A 24,600-nucleotide genomic window follows, 5' to 3' on the forward strand; every position below is an offset into this window, starting at 1 on the left:
TGATCCGTCACGAAGGGCCCCTCCTCCGGGAGGGGCCCTTCGTCGTTCCGGGCGGTGTCAGCGGAACATCCCGGCGGCGGCCATCTCGGTCTGCGCGTACTGCTGACCGACGGCGCCGAGGGCCGTGCTGATGTCGGCGAGGGCGGCGTCGAGTTCGCGCTGTGCCGCGCGCCAGCGCTCGACCACGGACTGGAAGGCGATCGACGCGCTGCCGGTCCACGACCCCTGCAGCTGGGTCAGGTGTCCGAGCATCGCGGTGGTCTCGGACTGGACGCGGTCGCCGGTGGCGCGGATCGTGCTGGTGGCGGCGAGGACGGCATCGCTGTCGACGGTGAAGGTGGACATGACGGTTCCTTTCGATCGGATGCCGTCACGCTAGGAGCGATCCTCCCCTCACCCTCGTGCTGCCGCGGAAGCCGGGGGAGTCGGGGGAGGCGAACCGCCCTGGGGAGGAGGTCTCAGGCCTCGGGTCGCGGTGTCCGCGGCAGCGGCTGCGTCGTCAGATCCAGGGCCGCACCGGCGGTCGCACGATCGACGGCGAGCGGCAGCCACACCGTGAAGGTCGCACCGCCACCGGGGGTGTCGGTGACCTCGATGGTGCCCTGCAGCGTGGTCACGATCGACGCGACGATCGACAGGCCGAGCCCGGATCCGCCGGTCTCACGGGTACGCGACGAGTCCGCTCGCCAGAAGCGCTGGAAGATCTTGGCGCGGATCTGCTCCGGGATCCCCTCGCCGTGATCGGCCACCGAGATCCAGCCGCGCGACGACTCGAGGTTCGCACCCACGGCGAGCTCGATCGGCGACCCTTCGGGCGTGTAGCGGCGGGCGTTGCCGAGGAGGTTCGCTACGACCTGACGGATGCGGTTCTCGTCGCCGAGCACGATCGGGGCGACCTCGGGAGGCGCGGGCATGACGATGGGGGTCGTCACCAGGGCGGGGGGAGGGGCATCCGTTCGTCCCCGCCGGCGGAGGAGGCGTCCGGCACCGGCGATCGGCCCGCCGCGGCGCTTCGGCGACTCGGCGTCGGGCTCGGACAGGATCGCCAAGGGGATCGCCGCCGTCGGCGCCTGCCCCGTGAAGGTCACCTCGCGGTCGGGGGCCGCGGCGCGCGCGTCCAGCGCGGCGTCACGGGCGATGGGGCGGAGGTCGACCGGAACGACCGTGACGTCGCGCTGCTCGTCGAGGCGGGCGAGGGCGAGCAGATCCTCGACCAGTGCCCCCATCCGGATCGCCTCCTTCTCGATGCGCTCCATCGCCTGCGCGGTCTGCTCGGGATCCTGGATCGCCCCCATCCGGTAGAGCTCCGCGTAGCCGCGGACTGTCACGAGCGGTGTGCGGAGCTCGTGACTCGCATCGCCGATGAATCGCCGCATCCGGTCGACGGTCGAATCGCGTTCACCGAGGGCCTCGTCGATGCGATCGAGCATGACGTTCACCGCGGTCTTGAGGCGCCCCACTTCGGTTCCCGGCGCGATGTCGCTCATGCGCTGGCTGAAGTCACCCTTCGCGATGGTCATGGCCGTGGATTCGACCTGCCCGAGCCCGCGGAACGCGAGGGTCACGAGACCGCGGGTGAGGACGGCGCTGCAGAGGATCGTGAACAGGGCGAGCGCCGTGTAAATGCCGATGTAGTTGGCGACGGTGCGGTTGACCTCGTTGAGGGGGAGGGCGACGAGCTGCGTGTAGTAGTCGCGCGAGCCGGGGATCGGGAGGGTGTCCACGCTCGCGCGGTAGCGCACGGTGCCGTCGGCGGACGCGAGGTCGAAGGGCGCCGTCCCATTGAGGACGGTCTGGTCGAGGGAGAACGTGGTGGGGAACCGCGGCGGCGACAGTGAGGAGTCCCCGCCGGCGACGGCCAGCAGCTGACCGTCTCCCTTGCCGCTGTACACCGCGACGGTGAAGTCGGTCGGCGCCGCTGCGATGGGGGTGAAGCTCGCCTCGCCGTCGTCGATCGTGACGTTCATGAGGTTGCTCGCGATGTCGGTCGTCACCGTCTGGGTGAGGGACTGGTCGACGGAGTTCAGCTGCGCGTTGCGCAGGAAGATCATCGTGCCGACGCCCGCGCCGATCATCCCGAAGGCGAGGACGCTGACGGTGACCCCGGTGACCTTCGCGCGCAGGCTGAGACCGCGCCACCAGCGGGTGACGCGGTCCTGCTTCTCGGTCGGGCCCAGGGGGCGCCTCCGTTCAGGTGGTGCGGTCGGCCTTCAGCATGTATCCGAAGCCGCGCTTGGTCTGGATGAGCGGCTCGGACGAGTGCGGGTCGATCTTGCGGCGCAGGTAGGAGATGTAGCTCTCGACGATGCCGGCGTCGCCGTTGAAGTCGTACTCCCACACGTGGTCGAGGATCTGCGCCTTGCTGAGCACCCGGTTGGGGTTGAGCATCAGGTAGCGCAGGAGCTTGAACTCGGTGGGGGACAGGTCGATCGAGACGTCGCCGACCTGGACGTCGTGCGTGTCCTGGTCCATCGTGATCTCGCCGGCCTTGATGATCGAATCCTCGTCGGCCTGCATCGTGCGACGCAGGATCGCCTGGATGCGGGCGACGATCTCGTCGAGGCTGAAGGGCTTGGTGACGTAGTCGTCGCCACCGGAGTTGAGGCCCTCGATCTTGTCCTCGGTGGCGTCCTTGGCGGTGAGGAAGAGGATGGGGGCGGTGTACCCCGCGCCGCGGAGGCGCTTGGTGACGCTGAACCCGTTCATGTCGGGCAGCATGACGTCGAGGATGATGAGGTCGGGTTCTTCCTCGAGGACGGCCGAGATGGTCTGAGCGCCGTTCGCGACGGCGCGGACCTGGTATCCGGCGAACCGAAGACTCGTGACCAGCAGGTCCCGGATGTTCGGCTCGTCGTCGACGACGAGGATTCGCGCAGCGGTCATGTGCCCATACTGGCACCGGAATCCATCGGTTTGCTGGACATTCCCGCGTCGGGTCGCCTCAGGGTACGATCCCCGTTCCGGGTGAGACAGGATGGGACGGTGACTGTTCCGCAGCCCCGACCTCCGCACCCCCTTCCCGCCGACGCGACCGGGGACGGTCTCGCGTTCCACCGTCTCGTCTTCGCGCGCGAGCGCCGGGGCTGGTGGGTGCCGCTGGTCACCGGCATCCTCGGCGTCGTCTTCTTCCTCGTCGGCTCGCTGGTGATCGGTCTGCTGTTCGGCATCCTCGTGTTCGCCGCCGACCCCACCGCCGGTGCCGATGCGATGCTGCGACGACTGACGGTGATGGATGTCACCGATCCGGTCGGCCTCGCGGTGATCCTGCTGTCGCTCGCGATCCTCTGGCCGTCGTATCTGTTCGCCTCGTGGATCGTCGCCGGCAAGGGCATCGGCCGCATCTCGTCGGTCGCGGGCCGGCTGCGGTGGCGGTGGATGCTGCTGTGCACCGGAGCCGCGGTCGTCGTCTACATCGTGGTCTCGGCACTGACCTTCCTCATCCCCGTCGACGAGAGCTCGGGGGGTACCCTCGTCGCCCCTCAGGACAACGCGTCGTTCGTCGCGTCGCTGCTGGTCGTCCTCCTGCTCGTGCCGTTCCAGGCGACCGCGGAGGAATACGTCTTCCGTGGGTACCTCATGCAGACGGTCGGACGCTGGCTGCGGCATCCCGCCTGGGCGATCCTGCTGCCTGTTCCGCTCTTCGTCCTCGGGCACGTGTACGACGTGCTGGGGCAGACGAGCGTCGCGGTGTTCGCGATCGCGGCGGGGTGGCTCACCTGGCGCACCGGCGGTCTCGAGGCGGCGATCGCGCTGCACGTGATCAACAACATCGTGGCGTTCGGGTTCTCGGTCTTCGGGCTCAGCGACGCCAACGCGACCGACACGACGGTGATGGGACTGGTGTCGTCGGTCGTCATGATCGCCGTCTACGTCGGGGTCGTCGAATGGCTGTGGCGACGCGGGGACGGTCGACGCACGCTGCGTCTGACACCCGCGCCCGAGCCTGTCTACGCGCCGCCCGTGTACGGACAACTGCCCTACGGCCAGCCTCCCGCGTACGGGCAGCCCCCGGTCTATGGCCAGCCCTCGGTGTACGGCCAGCCGCCGGTGTACGGGCAGCCGCCCGTGTCCGGCCAGCCTCCCGTCTACGGTCAGCCACAGTACGGGCAGCCGCCGATGTACGGGCAGCCGCCGGTGACGCCGGCGCCCGATCCGACACCGGCCGAGCCCTACACCGGTCCGCCCCTGCAGCCGCATCAGGCGCCTCGGTGGGGCGAGTACGCACCGACCCCCGACCCCTCGCGGGCGCCGGACGCGCCGTCGGGCGATCCGAGCCCCGCGCCGGACGGCTCCGGCACGTCGGGTGGCGGCGGGGCATCCGGGTCGAGCTCGTCCTCCGATTGAGGCGATCGGCCCCGGCGACGCTCAGGCGGCGCGCAGGTCGTCGGCGTCGAGGATCGTGTAGCTGTAGCCCTGCTCGGCGAGGAACCGCTGGCGGTTCTGCGCGAAGTCCTGGTCGACCGTGTCGCGGGCGATGAGCGTGTAGAAGCTCGCCTTGTGCCCGTTGGACTTGGGTCGCAGCAGGCGGCCGAGGCGCTGGGCCTCCTCCTGCCGCGAGCCGAACGAGCCCGAGACCTGGATCGCGACAGAGGCGTCGGGCAGATCGATCGAGAAGTTCGCGACCTTCGAGACGACGAGCACCGGGATGCGGGCGTGCCGGAACGCGTCGAACAGCTCCTCGCGCTCGTCGACCGGCGTCGAGCCCGTGATCTTCGGCGCCCCGAGCTCCTCGGAGAGCACGTCGATCTGGTCGAGGTACTGCCCGATCACGAGGATCTGCTCACCCTCGTGCTTGGCGACGAGGTCGCGGACGACGTCGATCTTGGCGTGCGCCGTCGCCGCGAGGCGGTAGCGCTCGTCATCGGCGGAGGCGGCGTACTCCAGCCGGTCGGATGCCGGCAGGTCGATGCGCACCTCGTAGCAGACCGCGGGGGAGATGAACCCCTGGGCCTCGATCTCCTTCCACGGCGCGTCGAACCGCTTGGGGCCGATGAGGCTGAACACGTCCCCTTCGCGACCGTCTTCACGGACGAGCGTCGCGGTGAGACCGAGCCGGCGCCGCGCCTGCAGGTCGGCCGTCAGCTTGAAGACGGGTGCGGGGAGCAGGTGCACCTCGTCGTACACGATGAGCCCCCAGTCGAGCGCGTCGAGCAGCGCCAGGTGCGCATACTCGCCTCTCCGCTTCGCGGTGAGGATCTGGTAGGTCGCGATGGTGACCGGCTTGACCTCCTTGACCTGGCCGGAATACTCGCCGATCTCCTCGGGGGTCAGTGAGGTGCGCTTGAGCAGCTCGTCGCGCCACTGGCGGGCGCTGACGGTGTTGGTCACGAGAATGAGGGTCGTCGTCTTCGTGTCGGCCATCGCCGCCGCGCCGACGAGCGTCTTGCCGGCACCGCAGGGGAGGACGACCACACCCGAGCCGCCCTCGCTGAAGATGTCGACGGCCTTGCGCTGGTACGGGCGCAGCGTCCAGCCGTCCTCGTGCAGCTCGATCTCGTGCGGGGTGCCGGGGGTGAAACCGGCGTGGTCCTCGGCGGGCCAGCCGATCTTCAGCAGTTCCTGCTTGATCTGACCGCGCGCCCAGGCGTCGATGACGTAGGTGTCGGGGGTCGGGTGGGCGATCAGGAGCGGCTGGATGCGGCGGTTCCGCGCGATCTCGGCGAGCACGGCCTTGTCGGTGGAGCGGAGGATGAGCGTGCCCTCGTCGTCGCGCTCGATGACCAGGCGGCCGTAGCGGCCGACGGTCTCACGGATGTCGATCGACACCGACGGCGGCACGGGGAACTTGGCCCAGCGTTCCAGCGTCGCCAGCATGTCCTCGGCGTCATGCCCGGCTGCGCGCGCGTTCCACAGCCCGAGCCGTGTCACGCGGTAGGTGTGGATGTGCTCGGGGGCGCGCTCGAGCTCGGCGAAGATCGCGAGCTCGTGGCGAGCGTTCTCCGCGTCGGGGTGCGCCACTTCGAGCAGCACGGTGCGGTCGCTCTGAACGATGAGGGGGCCGTCAGCCATAACGAGCAAGTCTACCGGCCCGTCCGGTCACACCGGGCGCACGCTCACGATGCTCGACAGGGGCAGGGTGCGTTCGACGTCGGCGGCGCGGTCGCGGCCGCGCAGTCGGCCGCCGCCCAGCCCGGCCGCCTCGAGGGTGACGTCGCGTGAGGAGCCGTCGGGCATCCGCACCGTGATCTCGATCGTCGCGCGGGTGCGGACGGCCTGGTCGAGCTCGCGTTCGAGCCAGGCGGCATCCGCGTCGTCCGACAGGCTCGCCCGCAGGGTCTCGATGAGGGTGCGGTAGCGCTCGGATGCCGGGGCTCCGGGCGACTCGCTCTCGACGATCTCCTGCCGGCCCGGGGTGCGGGGTGCGCCGTCGGCGTCCACCGCGAGCACCGGATAGCGAGCGTCGGCGAGCATCCGGGACGTCGTGTCGGCACTGATCCGCGTCACGAGGTCGGCACCGTCGGGCACGAGTCCGAGCGGGCGCAGCGCCTGATCGACGCCGATCGCCTCGAGCAGGTCCGCGTCGCCCGAGAGCCGCGTCCACCCCTGCCAGTCGGGGCCGACGCGCAGCCGGCCGTGCCGCGCGGCGGCGCGCTCGATCTCGTAGGCGAGCGGCTGCGGCACGCCGGTGAGCGACAGGGTGGCGAGGAACTCGGTGAGGGATGCCGCGGTCTCCCCGGCGGCGAAGGCGGCGCCGATCGTCTCGGCCGTGAACCGGTAGGTCGCCGCCTGGGCACGGGACTCCCGCCGTGCCGTGGCGCGCAGACGCAGATCGAGCTGCGGCTCGAGCGGGCCGGGGGCGATCGCGGTGAGGTCGTTCTGCAGATAGACCTTGTCGACCTCGTGGGGGAGGAGCGAGCGCAGGGTGGCGGCGTCGGCATCCGCCCCACCGGCGAGTCCTGCCGCCCACGCCGGCGGTGTGCCGTCGGGGGCGGTCATCGCCCACTGCGTCAGCATCGCGGCCAGTCGCGTGACCCGGTCGGGCCAGGAGGGGTCGAAGGGGTGGGCGCCGGCCCACTGCGCGGCGGGGCGCCATCCGCCCTCGGGCGTCCGCAGCGCAGCCGGGAGTCGATCGCGCAGGCGATGGGCGACGTCGAGCCACCTCTCGAGGGTGCGCGTCTCGAGCCACCGCATCCCCGCATCGGAGATCGACCAGGTGCGCTCCGATCCTGACAGCAGCCCCGCCTGCGCCGCGATCGCGACGAGCGTGTCGGCGCCGTCCGGGGTGTGCGCGGCCCCGGTCTCGACGAGGCGTCGACGGTCGCCGGCACTCAGCGCGCCCGAGCCGATGCGTCCCAGGGGGCTGCGTGTCGTGGCGTGGAGGATGTCGGCGAGCGACGCGACGGCGTCGAAGGCACGCTCGGCGCTCGCGGCATCCGACTCCGTGCCGCCGTCGAACACGGCCGGTGCCGCGATCGGAGTCGCGGCGTCGAGCGCGGCCGCTACCGCATCGTAGGGGCGGCCGCTCTCGTCGGCGAGGGCGCGGGCGACGAGGCCGTCGCGGACCGAGGGGGCGACCGCGGTGCCGCCGCTGACCGCTGCCTGGAGTGCGGCGGCCTCGAGGTCGGAGACGTCGGCGAGAGCGCGGGTCAGGTGGGCGGGATCCAGCAGCGCATCGGCAGCATCGAAGAAGTCGGTCCACGACGTGCCGGGCGAGATGTGCCGGGCGTCGAGCAGAGCGGCGAGGGCATCCGGATCGAGCGTCGCGAGGCGGGTCGCGAGGGCACGAGCGTCGGAGGCGGTCACGTCAACGACCCTTGTTCGCCCGTCCCCGTCTGACGAAGGTCATGATCAGCAGCGCCAGCAGGAGCGCGAAGGCCACCGGCGGGGCGACGTACACGATCAGCGTCACGACGGGCCAGACACCCGTCGCGAAGTCGGCCTGCTCGAGGCCCCCCGGGCCGGAGGCGATGATGATCGCGAAGAAGCAGATGACCGAGAGCACCAGCAGCCCCAGGGACATGAACGCCAGGATGCGGTCGATGCGACGGACGGGAAGGTCACCGGCCGAGGGCGGAGTGGTCATCCGATCAGAGTAGCGGCTCGCCGGCGTGACGTAGTCTGGGGGATGGGGCTGAGACGGTCCCACTTTTCCATGCCCGCACGCGGGCTCGAGCAGCGAGGTTTCGACACATGCCCACCGGCAAGGTCAGGTTCTACGACGAGGCGAAGGGATTCGGCTTCATCACCGGCGACGACGGTCAGGACGTCTTCCTGCACGCGACGGCGCTCCCCGCAGGGACCACGACGATGAAGCCCGGCACGCGCCTGGAGTTCGGCGTCGTCGACGGCCGCCGCGGTCTTCAGGCGCTCGCCGTCCGCGTTCTCGACGCTCCCGTCAGCCTCAGCAAGCGCAACCGTCCCAAGGCCGACGACATGGCGGTCATCGTCGAGGACCTCGTGAAGCTCCTCGACGGCATCGGCGGCGACCTGCGCCACGGCCGCTACCCGAGCACGTCGCACGGCAAGAAGGTCGCGGCGATCCTGCGCAAGGTTGCCGATGACCTCGATGCCTGAACAGCCCGACGAGGCTGACGCCCTCGCGCAGCCAGAGGTCGACACCGCTGCGCAGCCCGAGGTCGACGCCGCTGCGCCGGCCGAGTCCGACGCGATCGAGCCCGGTGCGAGCGAACCGGACGTCGCCGAGGGCGAGACCGCCGCTGCGGACACTGTCGCGGAGGAGCCGGTCGCCGTCGACCCGCGTCTGTTCGACGCGCACGATCTGGCGCGCGCGGCACTGCTCGAGGTGACCCCGGAATCGACGATCGGCGAGGCCGCCGGATACGTCGTCGAGGACGGCGGCGTCGTCTCGCTGCGGTTCGCGAACCGGATGGACGGCTACCCCGGGTGGTTCTGGACTGTGAGCGTCGCCGTCGTCGAGGGCGCCGAGCCGACGGTGCTCGAGGTCGAGCTCCTTCCCGGCGACGGAGCGCTGCTCGCCCCCGAGTGGCTGCCCTGGGCCGAGCGCCTCGCCGAGTACCAGGCCGCCCAGGCCGCCGCCGGCGAGGGTGACGAGTCCGCGGAGGACGACGACGACGACGAGGACGATGTCGACGACGTCGACGCGGCCGACTTCGACACCGACGGGTCCCCGATCCTGCACGCCGGCGACGTGGACGGCGTGGACATCGACGAACTCGACGACACCGCGGGCGCGCCCGGGGAGGATGACGACTCGGACGACGTCGACGAAGCCGCGGATGCCGACGACGACGAGTCGGACGACGACGAGCCGGGCGACGACGAGGATTCGCGGGAGTCGCTGCGCGAGTACTGACGCGCGGTATCCGCTCTCATACGGACGCGGCCCCGGGGATCACTCCTCGGGGCCGCGACTGTATGCAGGGGTCAGTCGGCGAGGTGCTCGACGGTGTAGTCGATGGCTCCGATGAGGGTGCGGACATCGGACGGCTCGATCGAGACGAAGGTCGCCACGCGCAGCTGGTTGCGGCCGAGCTTGCGGTACGGCTCGGTGTCGACGATGCCGTTGGCACGCAGGCTCTTCGCGATCGCGGCGGCATCGATCGACTCGTCGAAGTCGATCGTGACGACGACGGGGGAGCGGTCCGCGGGGCTCTGGACGAACGGGGTCGCGAAGGATGCGGCATCCGCCCACTCGTAGAGCGCACCCGACGACTCCACCGTGCGGGCGCCCGCCCAGGCGAGCCCGCCGTTGCTGTTTATCCACTGCAGCTGCGTGTCGAGCAGCTGCAGGGTCGCGATGGCGGGGGTGTTGAGGGTCTGCTGCAGGCGCGAGTTGTCGAGCGCGTTCTTGAGGCTCAGGAACTCGGGGATGTACCGACCGGATGCCGCGACCCGCTCGATCCGCTCGATGGCGGCCGGCGAGACCGCGGCGTACCAGAGGCCGCCGTCGGAGCCGAGGTTCTTCTGGGGTGCGAAGTAGTAGACGTCCGTCTCGGTCACGTCGAAGTCGATACCGCCGGCGGCGCTCGTCGCGTCGACGACGGTCAGCGCGCTGGCGTCGCCGTGGACGCGGCGGATCGCCGTCGCGACACCGGTCGAGGTCTCGTTGTGCGGCCAGGCGTAGACGTCGACGCCCTCGACCGCCTCGGGGGCGGCGCTCGTGCCGGGCTCGGCCTTGCGGACATCCGGTGCCTCGAGCCACGGCGCACCGGCAGCGGCGGCGAACTTGCCGCCGAACTCGCCGAAGACGAGGTTCTGCGCGCGCTTCTCGATGAGCCCGAACGCCGCGGCGTCCCAGAACGCGGTCGAGCCGCCGTTGCCGAGGATGATCTCGTAGCCCTCAGGCAGGCGGAGGAGCTCGGCCAGGCCGGCGCGGGTGCGACCCACGAGGTCCTTCACCGGCGCCTGACGGTGCGAGGTGCCGAACAGCGTCGACCCCTGCGTGACGAGCGCCTCGAGCTGCTCGGCACGGACCTTGGACGGACCGCAGCCGAAACGGCCGTCGACGGGGAGGAACTCGGGGGGCAGGGTCACAGTCGCCATGCCGAGAAGTCTAGGGCGCGAGCCCCCGCCGCCCCGGCCGCGTGACGCCCGGTGACCGGATGCCCGATAGGCTGGGGACGCACTGTCTCCCGCGCGAAAAGGCCCCTGATGACCGACCTCATCGACACCACAGAGATGTATCTGCGCACCATCCTCGAGCTCGAGGAAGAGGGCATCACGCCTCTGCGCGCGCGCATCTCGGAGCGCCTCGGGCACTCGGGCCCGACGGTGTCGCAGACGATCGGCCGGATGGAGCGCGACGGTCTCGTCGTGGTGTCCGAGGACCGCAAGCTCGAACTCACCGATTCGGGGCGCCAGAAGGCGGTCGACGTGATGCGCAAGCACCGCTTGGCCGAGCGCCTGCTGTCGGACGTCATCGGTCTGGACTGGGCCTACGTCCACGAAGAGGCCTGCCGGTGGGAGCACGTCATGAGCGAGCTCGTCGAACGCCGCCTGATCGAGCTGCTCGACCACCCGACCGAGTCGCCCTACGGCAACCCGATCCCGGGGCTCGACCAGCTGGGCGATGTTCCCGCCAACGCCTTCGACAGCGGAGTCGTGGGGCTCGTCCGCCGACTGACGGATGCCGGTGGCCCGATCACGGGCAGTGTCCGCCGTCTCGCGGAGCCGATCCAGGTCGACCCCGAGCTGCTCGCCCAGCTGCGCGATGCCGGCGTCGTGCCGGGTCGCACGGGCTCGTTCCGCTTCAACGAGGGCTACGTCCTCGTCGAGATGGACGGTGTCGACGAGGCGCTCGAACTGCCCGTCGAGGTCGCCTCGCACCTCTTCCTCGTGGACGTCCGCGAGCTCTGAGGCCCGTTCGCCCGTCCCGGTTCGGGGCCGGTAGCGTGACATATTCGTTACCTTCGGGTAGCCTCGGAGAGTCCATCGGCGAGAAGCCCGCCACGGACCGCTCCGCGAGTTGCCTCTCCGGCTCGTCATTCGCGAAGTGCCCCGTACATCTGTGCCCGACACTGAGTGCCGACGAGCCAGCATCCTGCCAGCAGGGATGCGGAGGCGCCGGAGGACAGCTTGGCTGAAGAGTTCCACCCGTCGAACGAGATTTCTGAGGCGTCGACGGCCCCCCGCAAAGGTCGCCTGAGCCGCCGCGTCGCTGCGAAAGCGCCCGCGACCCGTTCGACCGCCGCCCGTCCGCACCCCGTCCGCAGCTTCATCACCGTCGCCGCCGTCGCCGGGATGGTCGCGACGGTCGCCATCCCCGCCTTCGCGGCGGCCGACCGCGGCGACGTCGCCGAGGCGCGCACGCTGCAGCAGGTCTCCGCCGACGACGCGCAGTCGCTCGTCGTCGCCTCGGAGGGCAGTCCCGAGACCCTCGAGCGCGGTGGATACTCCGCCACGACCCCTGAGGAGATCGCAGCCGCCAAGGCCAAGAAGGCCGCCGAAGAGGCCGCCAAGGCCGCGCTCGCCGCCCGCCTCGCATCGGCGAGCGCGTCGAGCTCGCGGTCCTCGAGCTTCTCGTCCGCCGTGCCCCTCGTCGCACCGGGATCGGGCACGGTCCGTCGCCCGCTTGCACACTTCAACAACTTCGGCACCCCGTACGCCGGACACAAGGGCACCGACTACATGGTCGGTCGCGGCGAGCCGATCTACGCGGTCGCCGACGGTACCGTCGTCGCCTCGTCCGAGTCCGGACCGGGCTGGGGCGTGTACGTGAAGATCGCCCACAACATCGGCGGCACGAGCGTGACCTCGCTCTACGCGCACATGGACTGGGGTACGCGTCGCGTCTCCGTGGGCGACAAGGTCTCGGCCGGCCAGCTCATCGGCCAGGTCGGCTCGACCGGGCGCGCCAACGGCACCCACCTGCACCTCGAGATCCGCGTGAACAACGGCTACACCAACGCCGAGTCGTGGCTGCAGGCCAACGCGGGCTGACGACACACGGCATCCGTTCGTCTGCTGTTCGCCCTCGGGCATCCCCGGGTGTATTAGCCTGACCCCGACGCTCGTTCGAGCCGAGGGGAGCCGCATGGACATCCAACCCCGCATTCGCAACCGGAATGCGCTAGGTCGGCATGTGCTGCGGCATCGTGTGCACGATTGCCACGACGTCGGTCGTGCGATGAAGGCGCTGTCATCATGACAGCGCCTTTTTTCGTACCCGCACCCCTCTCGACCCGCGCCGCGTCGACACAACGGAAGGCCGCTGAAGCCGTCACGGCAGTTCGAGAGGACACCCCATGCGCACCCTGGTGCTGAACGCAGGTTACGAACCCCTGGCCGTCGTCTCCTTCAAGCGAGCGCTCGTGCTCGTGATGACGGAGAAGGCCACCATCATCGAGCGCGTCGAGGAGGATCCCGTCTGGGGGACCCGTGACGTGTACGACCGTCCCGCCGTCATCGTGCTGACGCGCTATGTGCGGATCCCCGCCGGACGCCGTGTGCCCGTCACGCGCCGCGGGGTGCTGCGGCGCGACGGGAACCGCTGCGCGTACTGCGGCAAGAATGCGACGACGATCGACCATGTGCTGCCCCGGTCGCGCGGGGGAGCCGACTCGTGGGAGAACCTCGTGGCTGCGTGCCTGCGGTGCAACAACGTGAAGGGTGACCGGACGCCCCAAGAGATGCACTGGGAGCTGCGCTGGACCCCGTCGGCTCCGCGCGGCGCCGGGTGGCGCGTGCGCGGAACCGAGCGCACCGACCCGGCGTGGGAGCCGTACCTGGCGCTCGCCGCGTAGAGGCGCGGCGGAATACGGGCGCGATCTCCGTGTTGTGTCGTCTATACCCCTAGGGGGTATGGCGGAGGGAGCGACATGGCCGGGGCGCACGATCACACGGGGCACGCGATGCACGGCGGGCACACGGGGCACGGCGGGCATGACATGCACGGCGGGCACGGCGACCATGCCGGTCAGTTCCGGCGGCTGTTCTGGATCAACCTGCTGATCGCGGTCCCGGTGGTGGCGGCATCCCCGATGTTCGCGATGATCCTCGGCTACGAGGTGACGGGGTGGATGCGGTGGGTCGCCCCCGTGCTCGGGACCGTGATGTTCGTGTGGGGCGGCCGACCGTTCCTGACCGGCGCCGTCTCGGAGCTGCGACGCCGCTCGCCGGGGATGATGCTGCTGATCGCGTTGGCGATCACAGTCGCGTTCCTCGCGTCCTGGGGGGGCGAGCCTCGGCATCCTTCACCACGAACTCGAGTTCTGGTGGGAGCTCGCACTCCTCATCGTCATCATGCTGCTCGGTCATTGGATCGAGATGCGGTCGATCGCGCAGACGAGCTCGGCTCTGGACTCGCTCGCGGCGTTGCTGCCCGACGAGGCGGAGCGCGTCGACGGTGACGCGGTCGTCACCGTCGCACCGAGCGAGCTGCGGGTCGGCGACATCGTCGTCGTCCGTCCCGGGGGGAGTGCCCCTGCGGACGGCCGGGTGGTCGACGGCCGTGCGGAGATGGACGAGTCGATGATCACGGGCGAATCCCGCCCCGTCGTGCGGAGCGTGGGCGATCCGGTCACCGCCGGCACCGTGGCGACCGATTCCGGGTTGCGTGTCGAGGTCACGGCGACCGGTGACGACACGGCGTTGGCCGGCATCCGTCGCCTCGTCAGCGACGCGCAGAACTCGACGTCGCGGGCGCAGCGCATCGCCGATCGCGCCGCGGCGCTGCTGTTCTGGTTCGCGCTCGGTGCCGCCGTCGTGACGGCGCTCGTCTGGACGCTGATCGGGATGCCGGACGAGGCGGTCGTGCGGACGATCACGGTCCTCGTCATCGCCTGCCCGCACGCGCTCGGCCTCGCCATCCCGCTGGTCGTCTCGATCGCGACCGAACGCGCGGCGCGCGGCGGTGTGCTCGTGACCGATCGGCTCGCCCTCGAGGCGATGCGGACGGTCGACACGGTGCTGTTCGACAAGACCGGCACCCTCACGAAGGGCGAGCCGGTCGTCGCGGAGGTCGCGGCATCCGCTCGGCTCGGTGAGGACGAGGTGCTCGCCCTCGCCGCAGCGGCGGAGGCGGACAGCGAGCATCCGCTGGCGCGCGCGATCGTGCGCGCCGCGAGGGAGCGCGGGCTGAGCGTGCCGGCGGCGACGGGGTTTTCGTCGTCGCCCGCGGTGGGGGTCACGGCATCCGTCGACGGCGCGTCGGTGCGGGTGGGTGGTCCTCGCCTGCTCGAGGAGATCGGGGCGAGAGAAGTGGATGCCGCAGAGGCGTGGCGCGCGGACGGGGCGATCATCCTGCACGTCGTGCGGGACGGCGAGGTCGTGGGCGGGCTGAAGCTCGCGGACGAGGTGCGGCCGGAGTCGCGTGCGGCCGTCGACGCGCTGCACCGGCTGGGCGTGCAGGTGGTCATGATCACGGGTGACGCCGAGGCGGTGGCGCGGTCGGTGGGTGACGAGCTCGGGATCGATCGGGTGTTCGCGCAGGTGCGTCCCGAGGACAAGTCCGACGCGGTCGCCGCCCTCCAGGCGGAGGGGCGGAAGGTCGCGATGGTCGGCGACGGCGTCAACGATGCGCCGGCATTGGCGCGCGCCGACGTCGGGATCGCGATCGGGGCGGGGACCGATGTCGCGATCGCCTCGGCGGGTGTCGTGCTGGCGGGGTCGGATCCTCGCAGCGTGGTGTCGGTGATCGCGCTGTCGCGCCGCTCGTATCGCAAGATGCAGCAGAACCTGTGGTGGGCGGCGGGGTACAACCTGCTGTCGGTGCCGCTTGCGGCGGGTGTGCTCGCGCCGGTCGGGTTCGTGCTGCCGATGTCGGTCGGCGCCGTCCTCATGTCGCTGTCGACGGTGGTCGTCGCGCTGAATGCGCAGCTGCTGCGGCGGATGGACCTGCGGCCGGAGGTCAGCGTCCGCGAGGTGTGAGGCGGGGGTGATGGGAGCGGGGGGCGATGTCGGAGGGCGTGCGTATCTTCGAACTCGACCGCTTGAGTCACTCGAACAAAGCTTCTACCATGTCGAGGTGAGATCCATCGTGCGCACCACCGCCACTGCCCAAGAGGTGCAGCGGTTGCGTGCGCAGATGGCCCAGATCCAGGGGCGCAAGCTCGATGCGCCGCCCCTTCCCACCCATCCTGCCCTGGCCGAGCTGCTGCCGGGCGGGGGACTGCGCCCCGGTTCGTCGTATGCGATCGGTGGCTCGATGTCGCTGCTGTTCGGTCTGCTGGCGCAGCCGTCGCAGACGGGCAGCTGGTGCGGTGTGGTCGGGATGCCGGGGTTCGGCGCCGAGGCGGCCGAGAAGGCGGGGGTCGACCTGACGCACCTCGTGCTGATCCCCGAGCCGGGGCCGCGCTGGCTCGCGGTGACCGCGACGATCGCCGACGTGCTGCCGGTGGTCGCGGTGCGTCCGCCGTCACGGGCGAAGGATGCCGAGATCTCGCGGCTCGCGGCACGCATGCGCGAGCGCGGGGTCGTGCTGCTCGTGCAGGGTCCGTGGCCGCAGACCGAGGCGATGATCGATGTGACGGATGCCCAGTGGTCGGGTCTCGGCGACGGGTACGGCGTGCTCGAGGGGCGCGAGCTGACCGTCACCGTGACGAGCCGGCGCTTTCCGGTGCCGCGGTCGTCGCGGATGCTGCTGCCCGCCCCGGACGGCGCGATCGCGGTGCGCGAGCAGCCCGTCGCCCCGGTGGTCGATCTGCCGATGCGGGCGGTGAGCTGATGGATCCCGCACTCGTCGACACCGGCACCGCGCCGGTCCGCAGCCTCGTCGTGTGGGTGCCGGACTGGCCGGTCGTCGCGCTCGCCCGCGAGGGGCTCGCCGACTCCGCGCAGCCGATCGCCGTGTTCGCCAAGGGGATGGTTGCGGCGACCTCGCCGGCCGCACGCGGCGACGGGGTGCGACGAGGGATGCGGCGCCGCGATGCGCAGGCGCGGTGCCCGCAGCTGCAGGTGGTCGACGCCGACGACGCGCGCGACCACCGCACGTTCGCTCCCCTCATCGCCCGGCTCGAGGAGATCGCCCCCGGTGTGCAGCTGCGCGAACCGGGACTGTGCGCCCTGCGGGTCAAAGGGCCGGCACGGTTCTACGGCGGCGAAGCGGGCGCGGCGACGGCGCTCACCGGCGCGCTGGCCGAGCTCGGCGTGCACGATGTGCGGGCGGGGGTGGGCGACGGCCCGTTCACGGCGGAGCAGGCGGCGCGGGCGACCGGCACCGACGCTCCGCTGCGGATCGTGCCGCCGGGCGCGGCGGCCGCGTTCCTGTCGCCGCTGCCGGTGTCGGCGCTCGAAGACGAGGGGATCGCGAGCCTGTTCGCGCGTCTCGGCATCCACACGCTCGGTCAACTCGCCGCGCTGCCGCCGCAGCGGCTCGTCGAACGCCTCGGTCCCCGCGGGGCTCGGCTGCACGCGCTGGCGTCGGGGCTCGACTCGCAGCCGGTGCAGCCGCGCACACCCCCACCCGAACTCGAACGCGAGGTGAGCTTCGAGCCGCCGCTCGAGATCGCCGACCAGGTCGCGTTCGGCATCCGACTGGCGGCGGAGCAGTTCATCTCGGGGCTCGGCGCCGTCGACCTCGTCTGCACCGAGCTGCGCGTCGCGCTGACGGGCGACCGCGGCGACCACAGCGAGCGCGTGTGGCTGCATCCGGGGGCGTTCGATGCGGCCGCCGTCGTCGATCGGGTGCGCTGGCAGCTCGCCGAGCGCGGGCTGAAGAGTGCCGTCGCAAAGGTGCGGATCGCGCCCGAGAAGGTGGACGCGGCATCCCATCACGTGACGGGGCTGTTCGGCTCGGGCCCTGAGGAGCGTGTGCACTCCGCTCTGTCGCGGGTGCAGGCGATGCTCGGGCACACCGGGGTGGTCACCCCGCAGGTCGGGGGTGGGCGCTGGCTCGCGGAGCGGCAGGTGCTCGTACCGTGGGGGGACCGTGCCGTCATCGCCGAGCGGGCGCGGCCGTGGCCGGGGAGCCTGCCCGACCCGCTGCCGGCGACCGTGTTCCCCGAGCCGGTACCGGTCGCCGTCATCGATCGCGACGACGACATGGTCGCCGTCGACGGCCGTGGCGAGCTGACGGCCGAGCCGATCGCGCTGATCCTCCCCGGAGCGCCCGACGCGTCGGGGGCGCGCAAGCCCCGGCATCCGCGTCGCATCTCTTCGTGGGCGGGGCCGTGGCCGGTCATGGAGCGGGGGTGGGATGCCGCGCGCACGCGTCGCGCGCACCGGTTCCAGGTCGTCGACGAGGCGCAGACGGCGTGGCTGCTGGTGTGTGAAGAGGGCGTCTGGCACGCCGAGGGCAGGTACGACTGATGGGGTGGGGCAACAACCCGTCGGTCTCGTGGTCGGAGATGGAGCGGATCCTCAGCGACCGGCGCCGCCCCGAGGGGGCTCCGGCGGGCGCCGACGGCGGCGACAGTCCGGCGTGGTCGCACAAGCGCGGCACGTACCGGACGCCCGAGATCGAGCGGCCGCGCGATGTCGTGCCCTACGCCGAGCTGCACGCGCACTCGTCGTTCTCGTTCCTCGACGGGGCGTCCTCGCCCGAGGACCTCGTCGAAGAGGCCGAGCGCCTGGGCCTGCACGCCCTCGCGATCACCGACCACGACGGGTTCTACGGCATCGTCCGGTTCGCCGAGGCGGCCGAGCACCTGCAGCTGCAGACCGTCTTCGGCGCGGAGCTGTCGCTGGGGCTCCCCGGTCCGCAGAACGGCGAGCCCGATCCGCACGGCACGCACCTGCTGGTGCTCGCCCGCGGCGAGGAGGGGTACCACCGGCTCGCCGCCGCCATCACGCACGCGCAGCTGTCGGGCGGCGAGAAGGGGCGCCCGGTCTACGATCTGCACGATCTCGCCGATCGGGCCGGCGGGCACTGGCAGGTGTTGACCGGATGCCGCAAGGGCGCCGTCCGGCAGGCGCTCGCCGCCGACGGGCCGGCCGCCGCGGCGTACGAGCTCGACCGGCTCGTCGACCTGTTCGGGGCCGACCGGGTCGAGATCGAGCTCATCGACCAGGGCGCTCCGACGGACTCGCGCGACAACGATGTGCTCGCCGCGCTCGCGGACGAGCGGGGGTTGCCCGTCGTCGCGACGAACAACGTGCACTACGCCGTGCCCGAGAAAGTGCACCTCGCGGCGGCGGTCGCGGCGGTGCGGGCGAACCGTGGACTCGATGAGCTCGACGGCTGGCTGCCTGCGCACGCAAGCGCGCACCTACGGTCGGGGGTCGAGATGGCGCGGCGGTTCCGGCGGTACCCGGGCGCGATCGAGCGCACCGTCGAGCTCGCCGAGGCGCTCGCGTTCCCGCTGCGGCGAGCAAAGCCCGCGCTCCCGAAGATGCAGGTTCCCGAGGGGCACACCCCGATGACGTGGCTGCGGCACCTCGTGTGGGAGGCGGTGCCCCGCAAGTATCCGGATGCCACCGACGCCAACCGCGCGCGCATCGAGAAGGAGCTGGGGGTCATCGAGCAGAAGGATTTCCCGGGGTACTTCCTCATCGTGCACGGCATCGTGCAAGAGGCGCGGCGCCGCGGCATCCTCTGTCAGGGACGGGGGTCCGCCGCGAACAGTGCCGTCTGCTACCTGCTCGACATCACCGCGATCGACTCGATCTTCTACGATCTGCCGTTCGAACGGTTCCTGTCGGCCCTGCGCGACGAGGAGCCCGACATCGACGTCGACTTCGATTCGGACCGGCGCGAGGAGATCATCCAATGGGTCTACGAGACCTACGGACGCGAGCGGGCGGCGCAGGTCGCGAACGTCATCCAGTACCGGCCGAAGAATGCGATCCGCGACATGGCGAAAGCCCTCGGGCACTCGCCGGGGCAGCAGGATGCCTGGTCGAAGCAGGTCGAACGCTGGGGGGCGACGCTCGACAGCCCCGCCGACCACGACATCCCGGATCGGGTGGTCGAGTACGCAGGTGAGCTGTTGAAGGCGCCGCGACATCTCGGCATCCACTCGGGGGGCATGGTGCTGACCGATCGCCCCGTCGGCGAGGTCGTGCCGATCGAGCACGCGCGCATGGAGAACCGCACCGTCATCCAGTGGGATAAGGACGACGCGGCGTGGATGGGGCTCGTGAAGTTCGACCTGCTGGGGCTCGGGATGCTCGCCGCCCTCCAGTACTGCTTCGACATGATCGAGGCGGCGACGGGGGAGCGGTGGAACCTCGATGCGATGCCGAAGGAGGAGGCGGCGGTCTACGACATGCTGTGCCGCGCCGACTCGATCGGGGTGTTCCAGGTCGAGTCGCGGGCTCAGATGGGGCTGCTGCCCCGTCTGCAGCCGCGGAAGTTCTACGACCTCGTGGTCGAGATCGCGCTCATCCGGCCGGGGCCGATCCAGGGTGGCGCGGTGCACCCGTTCGTGCGGCGCAAGCTGGGCGACGAGAAGATCACCTACGCGCACCCGAAGCTCGAGCCGGTGCTGGAGCGGACGCTCGGCATCCCGGTGTTCCAGGAGCAGCTCATGCAGATGGGCATGGCCGTCGGTGATCTGTCGGGGGAGGATGCCGACCTGCTGCGCCGTGCCATGGGGTCGAAGCGCGGGATCGAGCGGATCGATTCGCTCAAGAAGAAGCTGTACGAGGGGATGGCCCGCAACGGCCTGACCGGCAAAGCCGCCGACGACATCTACGTGAAGATCCAGGCGTTCGCGAACTTCGGCTTCGCCGAGAGCCACTCGCTGTCGTTCGGGCTGCTGGTCTACGCGTCGTCGTGGCTGAAGCTGCACTACCCGGCGGCGTTCCTCGCGGCGCTGCTGCGCGCGCAGCCGATGGGCTTCTACTCGCCCGCCACCCTGACCGCCGACGCCCGCCGGCACGGGGTGGAGGTGCGCCGTCCGGACCTGCACGCCTCGGGGGTGGATGCGGGGATCGAGCCGGTGGGTGCGGGCGACACGCACCGCCGCGCTCCGACGGGCCGGGACTCCTGCACCGACCGCCTCCAGCCGCCGGTGCCGACCTTCGACCGGTCGCTGCCCGACGAGTCGGCGGCGCACCGGCGGGACGGGAACTTCGCGGTGCGGCTGGGGCTCGCGTCGATCACGGGGATCGGCGTGCCGCTGGCGACGAAGATCGTGACCGAGCGCGAGGCATCCGGTCCGTACCGGGACCTGCGCGACCTCGTGCGGCGGACGGGGGCGACGGCGGCGCAGCTCGAGGCGCTCGCGACGGCGGGCGCGTTCGAGAGCCTCGGGATCACGCGGCGCGAGGGCATCTGGTTGGCGGGGGATGCCGCGCAAGACCGGCAGGAGTTCCTCGAGGGGTCGCTCGTGTCGGTGCAGCCGCCGCTGTTCCCCGACCAGTCGAGCTACGACGTGCTCGCGGCGGACCTGTGGGCGACGGGGGTGTCGGCCGATGACCATCCGCTGACGCACTACCGTTCGCAGCTCGACGCGCGCGGGGTGATCACCTCACGTGGGATGCGCGAGCACGAGGTGGGCAGGCGCATCGAGGTCGCGGGTCTGGTGACGCACCGGCAGCGGCCGGCGACGGCATCCGGCATCACGTTCCTGAACCTCGAGGACGAGCACGGCGTCATGAACGTCATCTGCTCGGTCGGGGTGTGGAACAGGTACCGCCGCATCCTGCGCGACAGTCCCGCGCTCATCGCGCGCGGCATGCTCGAGCGCTCGCCCGAGGGGGTGACGAACCTCGTCGCCGACGCGTTCGAGGATCTGCGGGTCGGGGTGCAGCACCGGTCGCGCGACTTCCGGTGAGCGGTGCCGCACCCCATGCGTCACGCGGTCGCGCGCCTTCGCTGCGCCGCGTCGACCGCGACGTCGATCACGACGAACGCGGCGAGCGTCCAGCCGAGGACCGGCAGCGCGAGGCCGAGGGCGACCCCACCGACGACGACGGCGGTGACACCCCACCAGGGGGCGCCGTCGAGCACACCGCGGCGCGGCGGCGTCCCGACCCGCGCGGTCTTCGTCGGGCGGCGCTTGATCCACAGGGCGTAGCCGAGCACGACCATGCCGGCGATACCGACGGCGAGCAGCAGCATGACGATCTGGTTGGCGACGCCGAACATCGTGCCCATGTGGATCGAGACGCCCCACGAGGCGAGCTTCGCGGGCAGGGAGAAGTCGGCGAAGTCCACCCGGTCGACGGGCTGCAGCGTCGCGCCGTCGATCGCCACGGCATCGAGGTGCCCCGGGAAGCCGCGGTCGATCTCCTGCACCTTCCACGCCTGGTCGGCAGCAGCGGGTGGCGTGATCTGAACGAGGCCCGTGTCGATGTTCACGCGTTGCGCCGCCGCCAGCACGTCGTCGAAGACGGCCGGGTCGACCTCGAGAGCAGCGGATGCCGCGCCGTGGCCGGCGTGCTCATCCTGCGTGGTCTCCGCTCCGAGGCTGGTCGACACCGCGGGCGTGCTCCAGTCGAGCGCGGCACGCAGGTCGGTGACGTTCTGTCCGCCGTAGGTCGACCAGGTGATGCCCGTCGCCGAGAGGAACACGGCGCCCAGGGCGACCCAGATTCCGACCGAGGTGTGCCAGCTGAACAGCCGGCGGTACCCCGTGAGCTTCCGCGACGGGCGCACGAAGTCCTTCTTCGCGCGGGCCTCGCGGATGCGGATCACCCAGAGGATCACGCCCGCCACGACGACGATGCCGAGCCAGGATGCCGCGAGCTCGCTGTACAGGCGACCGGGTTCGCCGAGCCCCAGGTTGCGATGGAACGTGCTGATCTCGGTGCGCAGCGGGAGCGACCCGCTCGTGCCGTAGACGGTCTCGTCGCCGCGGATCTCACCGGTGCCGGGGTCGATGAACACGGCGCGCGATTCGCTGGCGCCGAGACCGTCCTGCGCGAACATCACGCGGGTCGTGTCGCCCGCTTCGGGTGCGGGGCGGACGGCCGACAGTGTCGCCGCGTCGCCGACGTGGGATTCGGCGATCTCGACCTGCTCGCCGAGGGTCAGCGGGGTGTCGGTCGCCGGCGCGTGCAGCTGGCGCGCGTACACGGCCTGCTCGATCGTCGGCGCGATCGCGTAGAGCGCGCCGCTGAGCGCGGCCACGAGGATGAACGGTCCGACGAGGATGCCGGCATAGAAGTGCAGACGCACGAGCAGTGCGCCGAACCAGCCGGGGCGTGACGCGGGTCGCGGGGGAGAGGACGGAGGGGTGGGAAGGGTGGCGGTCATGATCGCTTTCGAGAAGAAGAGGATGCCGAGGCGGCGAGGGGGCGCGCCGAGGGACGGCGCGGCGCGCCGCGGCATCCGTCGTCGAGAGCGGGGAGGCGGCGCGTGTCAGATCGTCAGCGCGCGCGGGGGTCCGCGTCGGGCGGGAACCCGGAGGGCGACCGAGCGCAGCGCCGGCACGACGTCGGGTGCTGCGGGCAGCGTGGGCCGGTCGGCGGCGCCGAGGGCGAGGACGGCCGCGAGGATGCGGCGACGCGCCCAGCGGGCGAGGCCCGCCGCGACGGCGAGCAGGCGGCGGGCGGCGTGCTCGCCGCGGTGCAGCACGGCGACGGTGAGGACGGCGGCGACGCCGTGCATGACCCACATGAGGGGATCGGCGTGCATCGCGGCGGTGGGGGCCGCGGCACTCGTCATCGGCAGCAGGTGATGCGCGTGCGTCGCGCCCGACGGGGTGACGGCGCCGAGGACGAAGAGGGTGTGGAACAGCACCTGGCTCGCGGTCACCGCGAGGGCGAGCCGGAGGAGCGAGAGGCGGCGTCCGGCGAGGGCGGTGCAGACGGCGATCGACAGGACGAGCGGAACGGTGATGCCGAGCCATCCCGGCATCTGCCCGCCGGCCGCGACGTGCGAGAGGAGCGCCGCCCAGGTGGCGACGGATGCCGCGACCGCGCCGCGTACGACGCGGGAGAGACGGGACGGGCGCACGGGTCCATCATCGCAGGAGTGTTCCCGTCGGGATTGCAACCCCTGGGGTCACCGCGGTCAGCGCACGTAGCGTGAGGGGACGCTCAACGGTCGGAGGACACCATGTCGAACCAGGCACAACGCACCGCAGCGGTGCAGCGCACGCAGATGGGCTCGGGTGCGTTCATCGCGATCTTCATCAGCCTCGTGTTCCTCGTCGTGGCGGCGGGATTCGCGATCCTCGGGGTGCTGTTCATCACCAACCCGATGCCGGTGATCGTCCTGGGCGTCCTGATGCTGATCGGAGCCGTGGTCTTGCTCGCGACGAGCGGCGCCTGCATCGTCGCAAGTGTGCAGGCGATCGCGCGTCCCGCGAAGGCGAAGGCTCGACTCGACCGCATGGCGTGACGACGCGAGCCTGAACGCACGAGAGCCCCGAACCGACCGGTCCGGGGCTCTCGGGAAATCTGGGGGTCAGACGGCCTGCGCGAGGGCGAAGCCGACGGAGCCGTCCTCTTCGAGACGGGCGTCGAGGATGCGGTCGTCGAGCGCAACGCTGGCGGCCTGCTCGACGAACACTCGCGCGCCGTCGCTCTCGACGACGGTGTCACCCTCGGCGGGAGCCGGGGCGAGGGACAGGGCGTACCCGTTCTGCGGGTCTGCGGCCTCTGCGATGCGGAGTCCACCGGTCTCAGTGGGGATCTGCGAGGCGAGGCTCTTGACGGCGGTGCTGGCGTTCTCGGTGAGAGTGAGCATGATGCTCCCTTCCGTGGATTGCGTGCGTGAGGGGGCCACGATTCCGAGAATGAGCGGATGCCGCAACCGCTGACACACCTTGCGGCGGCACTCACACGGTTTACGGAGGTTGAGGGATCATCCGCCCGGCGTACCCAGATCATCACGCGGGCCGATTCCCCGGCGCGGCGCAGCGGCTTGGCTGGAGTCATGTCCCACCGCGCCGCATCCGCCTCGTCCCGCCGTCTCCGTCTCGCCGCTGCCGTCGGCCTCGTCGCCCCGCTCCTGGCCCTGACCCTCGCCGCGTGCAACCCCATGGATGTGCTCGAGAAGGTGCAATCCGAAGAGTTCGGCAGTCGCGCCGACGCCGAGAAGGGCTGGGTCGGTGTCGCCGTGCCGGCGTGGATTCCGGCGGACGCTACGAAGATCAAGAACACCGCGACGAACAACGAGACCAACTCCGTCATCGCCGTCGAGGGTGGCGGCGCTCCGGAGGGCTGCGAGAAGACGGACCGTGTCGGGCTGCCGTTCGACAGCCGCTACGGCAGCCTCGGCGAACCGCTCCCGACGGAGGCGTTCGCATGCGGACCGTACGAGGTCCTCGAGGCCGGCACCGGCTGGCTCGGGTGGTTCAACGCGCGCGAGGAAGGTCAGACCCCCGACGACCTCCGGTGAGAGCGGAT

21 protein-coding genes and 1 pseudogene are annotated in these 24,600 nt (G+C 71.2%); 12 read left to right on the plus strand and 10 right to left on the minus strand.

Going from position 1 to position 24,600, the window contains the following annotated elements; all coding sequences use genetic code 11:
* Positions 1 to 57: 57 nt before the first annotated feature.
* The 3 genes from ACIGEP_RS02100 to ACIGEP_RS02110 form a co-directional block, all read right to left on the minus strand.
* Positions 58 to 345 carry a WXG100 family type VII secretion target gene (locus ACIGEP_RS02100; protein ID WP_396659980.1) on the minus strand — a complete coding sequence of 96 codons (288 nt, stop codon included), beginning with the start codon at positions 343 to 345 and terminating at the stop codon, positions 58 to 60.
* Positions 346 to 458: 113 nt separating this feature from the next.
* Positions 459 to 2,075 (minus strand): sensor histidine kinase, encoded by a 1,617-nt coding sequence (locus ACIGEP_RS02105; protein ID WP_396659981.1) that lies wholly within the window; start codon positions 2,073 to 2,075, stop codon positions 459 to 461.
* A 115-nt stretch (positions 2,076 to 2,190) separates the two neighbouring features.
* On the minus strand, positions 2,191 to 2,883 hold the full coding sequence (locus ACIGEP_RS02110; protein WP_396659982.1) for a response regulator transcription factor: 693 nt from the start codon (positions 2,881 to 2,883) through the stop codon (positions 2,191 to 2,193).
* Positions 2,884 to 2,982: 99 nt separating this feature from the next.
* On the opposite strand from ACIGEP_RS02110, the gene ACIGEP_RS02115 reads away from it, so the two are divergent.
* A complete protein-coding gene (locus ACIGEP_RS02115) occupies positions 2,983 to 4,344 on the plus strand; it encodes a type II CAAX prenyl endopeptidase Rce1 family protein (protein WP_396659983.1) in 1,362 nt (453 codons plus the stop codon).
* Positions 4,345 to 4,365: 21 nt separating this feature from the next.
* On the opposite strand, the gene ACIGEP_RS02120 is transcribed toward ACIGEP_RS02115, so the two are convergent.
* Genes ACIGEP_RS02120 through ACIGEP_RS02130 form a run of 3 tightly spaced genes read right to left on the minus strand, consistent with a single transcriptional unit; the run spans position 4,366 to position 8,023 of the window.
* On the minus strand, positions 4,366 to 6,009 hold the full coding sequence (locus ACIGEP_RS02120; RefSeq protein ID WP_396659984.1) for a DNA repair helicase XPB: 1,644 nt from the start codon (positions 6,007 to 6,009) through the stop codon (positions 4,366 to 4,368).
* A gap of 27 nt (positions 6,010 to 6,036) precedes the next feature.
* Positions 6,037 to 7,743, minus strand: coding sequence for a helicase-associated domain-containing protein (locus ACIGEP_RS02125; protein WP_396659985.1), 1,707 nt, complete (start codon positions 7,741 to 7,743; stop codon positions 6,037 to 6,039).
* 1 nt (position 7,744) lies between these two features.
* Positions 7,745 to 8,023, minus strand: coding sequence for a multidrug ABC transporter ATPase (locus ACIGEP_RS02130; RefSeq protein WP_396659986.1), 279 nt, complete (start codon positions 8,021 to 8,023; stop codon positions 7,745 to 7,747).
* A gap of 107 nt (positions 8,024 to 8,130) precedes the next feature.
* On the opposite strand from ACIGEP_RS02130, the gene ACIGEP_RS02135 reads away from it, so the two are divergent.
* Together ACIGEP_RS02135 and ACIGEP_RS02140 are read left to right on the plus strand one after the other, a co-directional pair.
* A complete protein-coding gene (locus ACIGEP_RS02135) occupies positions 8,131 to 8,514 on the plus strand; it encodes a cold-shock protein (protein WP_396659987.1) in 384 nt (127 codons plus the stop codon).
* Positions 8,498 to 9,274, plus strand: a complete 777-nt coding sequence (locus ACIGEP_RS02140) for a DUF3027 domain-containing protein (RefSeq protein WP_396659988.1) — start codon at positions 8,498 to 8,500, stop codon at positions 9,272 to 9,274. Before ACIGEP_RS02135 ends, ACIGEP_RS02140 begins: the two co-directional genes overlap by 17 nt.
* A 71-nt stretch (positions 9,275 to 9,345) precedes the next feature.
* Here ACIGEP_RS02140 and serC read toward each other — a convergent pair whose 3' ends face one another.
* Positions 9,346 to 10,464, minus strand: a complete 1,119-nt coding sequence (serC, locus tag ACIGEP_RS02145) for a phosphoserine transaminase (protein WP_396659989.1) — start codon at positions 10,462 to 10,464, stop codon at positions 9,346 to 9,348.
* Positions 10,465 to 10,572: 108 nt separating this feature from the next.
* Here serC and ACIGEP_RS02150 point away from each other — a divergent pair, with 108 nt between their 5' ends.
* The 7 genes and pseudogenes from ACIGEP_RS02150 (at position 10,573) to ACIGEP_RS02180 (ending at position 21,077) form a co-directional block, all read left to right on the plus strand.
* Positions 10,573 to 11,277: a metal-dependent transcriptional regulator gene (locus ACIGEP_RS02150; RefSeq protein ID WP_396659990.1), complete on the plus strand. Its 705-nt coding sequence runs from the start codon at positions 10,573 to 10,575 to the stop codon at positions 11,275 to 11,277.
* A gap of 219 nt (positions 11,278 to 11,496) precedes the next feature.
* Positions 11,497 to 12,360, plus strand: a complete 864-nt coding sequence (locus tag ACIGEP_RS02155; RefSeq protein ID WP_396659991.1) for a M23 family metallopeptidase — start codon at positions 11,497 to 11,499, stop codon at positions 12,358 to 12,360.
* Positions 12,361 to 12,665: 305 nt separating this feature from the next.
* On the plus strand, positions 12,666 to 13,163 hold the full coding sequence (locus ACIGEP_RS02160) for an HNH endonuclease (protein ID WP_396659992.1): 498 nt from the start codon (positions 12,666 to 12,668) through the stop codon (positions 13,161 to 13,163).
* 75 nt (positions 13,164 to 13,238) lie between these two features.
* A pseudogene (locus tag ACIGEP_RS02165) lies at positions 13,239 to 15,288 on the plus strand (heavy metal translocating P-type ATPase).
* Positions 15,289 to 15,397: 109 nt separating this feature from the next.
* Positions 15,398 to 16,084 (plus strand): hypothetical protein, encoded by a 687-nt coding sequence (locus ACIGEP_RS02170; RefSeq protein WP_396660993.1) that lies wholly within the window; start codon positions 15,398 to 15,400, stop codon positions 16,082 to 16,084.
* Positions 16,084 to 17,667: a DNA polymerase Y family protein gene (locus ACIGEP_RS02175; RefSeq protein WP_396659993.1), complete on the plus strand. Its 1,584-nt coding sequence runs from the start codon at positions 16,084 to 16,086 to the stop codon at positions 17,665 to 17,667. Before ACIGEP_RS02170 ends, ACIGEP_RS02175 begins: the two co-directional genes overlap by 1 nt.
* The gene (locus ACIGEP_RS02180) at positions 17,667 to 21,077 is read left to right on the plus strand and encodes an error-prone DNA polymerase (protein ID WP_396659994.1); all 3,411 of its coding nucleotides are present in this window, start codon (positions 17,667 to 17,669) and stop codon (positions 21,075 to 21,077) included. Before ACIGEP_RS02175 ends, ACIGEP_RS02180 begins: the two co-directional genes overlap by 1 nt.
* A 20-nt stretch (positions 21,078 to 21,097) precedes the next feature.
* Here ACIGEP_RS02180 and ACIGEP_RS02185 read toward each other — a convergent pair whose 3' ends face one another.
* Positions 21,098 to 22,501, minus strand: a complete 1,404-nt coding sequence (locus ACIGEP_RS02185; protein ID WP_396659995.1) for a PepSY-associated TM helix domain-containing protein — start codon at positions 22,499 to 22,501, stop codon at positions 21,098 to 21,100.
* A gap of 105 nt (positions 22,502 to 22,606) precedes the next feature.
* Entirely contained in the window at positions 22,607 to 23,203 is a 597-nt protein-coding gene (locus ACIGEP_RS02190; RefSeq protein ID WP_396659996.1) for a hypothetical protein, read from the minus strand.
* Positions 23,204 to 23,305: 102 nt separating this feature from the next.
* Here ACIGEP_RS02190 and ACIGEP_RS02195 point away from each other — a divergent pair, with 102 nt between their 5' ends.
* Positions 23,306 to 23,590 carry a hypothetical protein gene (locus tag ACIGEP_RS02195; RefSeq protein WP_396659997.1) on the plus strand — a complete coding sequence of 95 codons (285 nt, stop codon included), beginning with the start codon at positions 23,306 to 23,308 and terminating at the stop codon, positions 23,588 to 23,590.
* Positions 23,591 to 23,656: 66 nt separating this feature from the next.
* Here ACIGEP_RS02195 and ACIGEP_RS02200 read toward each other — a convergent pair whose 3' ends face one another.
* On the minus strand, positions 23,657 to 23,938 hold the full coding sequence (locus ACIGEP_RS02200) for a Fe-S cluster assembly protein HesB (RefSeq protein WP_396659998.1): 282 nt from the start codon (positions 23,936 to 23,938) through the stop codon (positions 23,657 to 23,659).
* Positions 23,939 to 24,127: 189 nt separating this feature from the next.
* On the opposite strand from ACIGEP_RS02200, the gene ACIGEP_RS02205 reads away from it, so the two are divergent.
* Positions 24,128 to 24,592 carry a hypothetical protein gene (locus tag ACIGEP_RS02205; RefSeq protein WP_396659999.1) on the plus strand — a complete coding sequence of 155 codons (465 nt, stop codon included), beginning with the start codon at positions 24,128 to 24,130 and terminating at the stop codon, positions 24,590 to 24,592.
* The last annotated feature ends 8 nt before the right edge of the window (positions 24,593 to 24,600 follow it).

The sequence above is a fragment of the Microbacterium sp. NPDC077663 genome, from assembly GCF_044542795.1.
Taxonomy (GTDB): Bacteria; Actinomycetota; Actinomycetes; order Actinomycetales; family Microbacteriaceae; genus Microbacterium.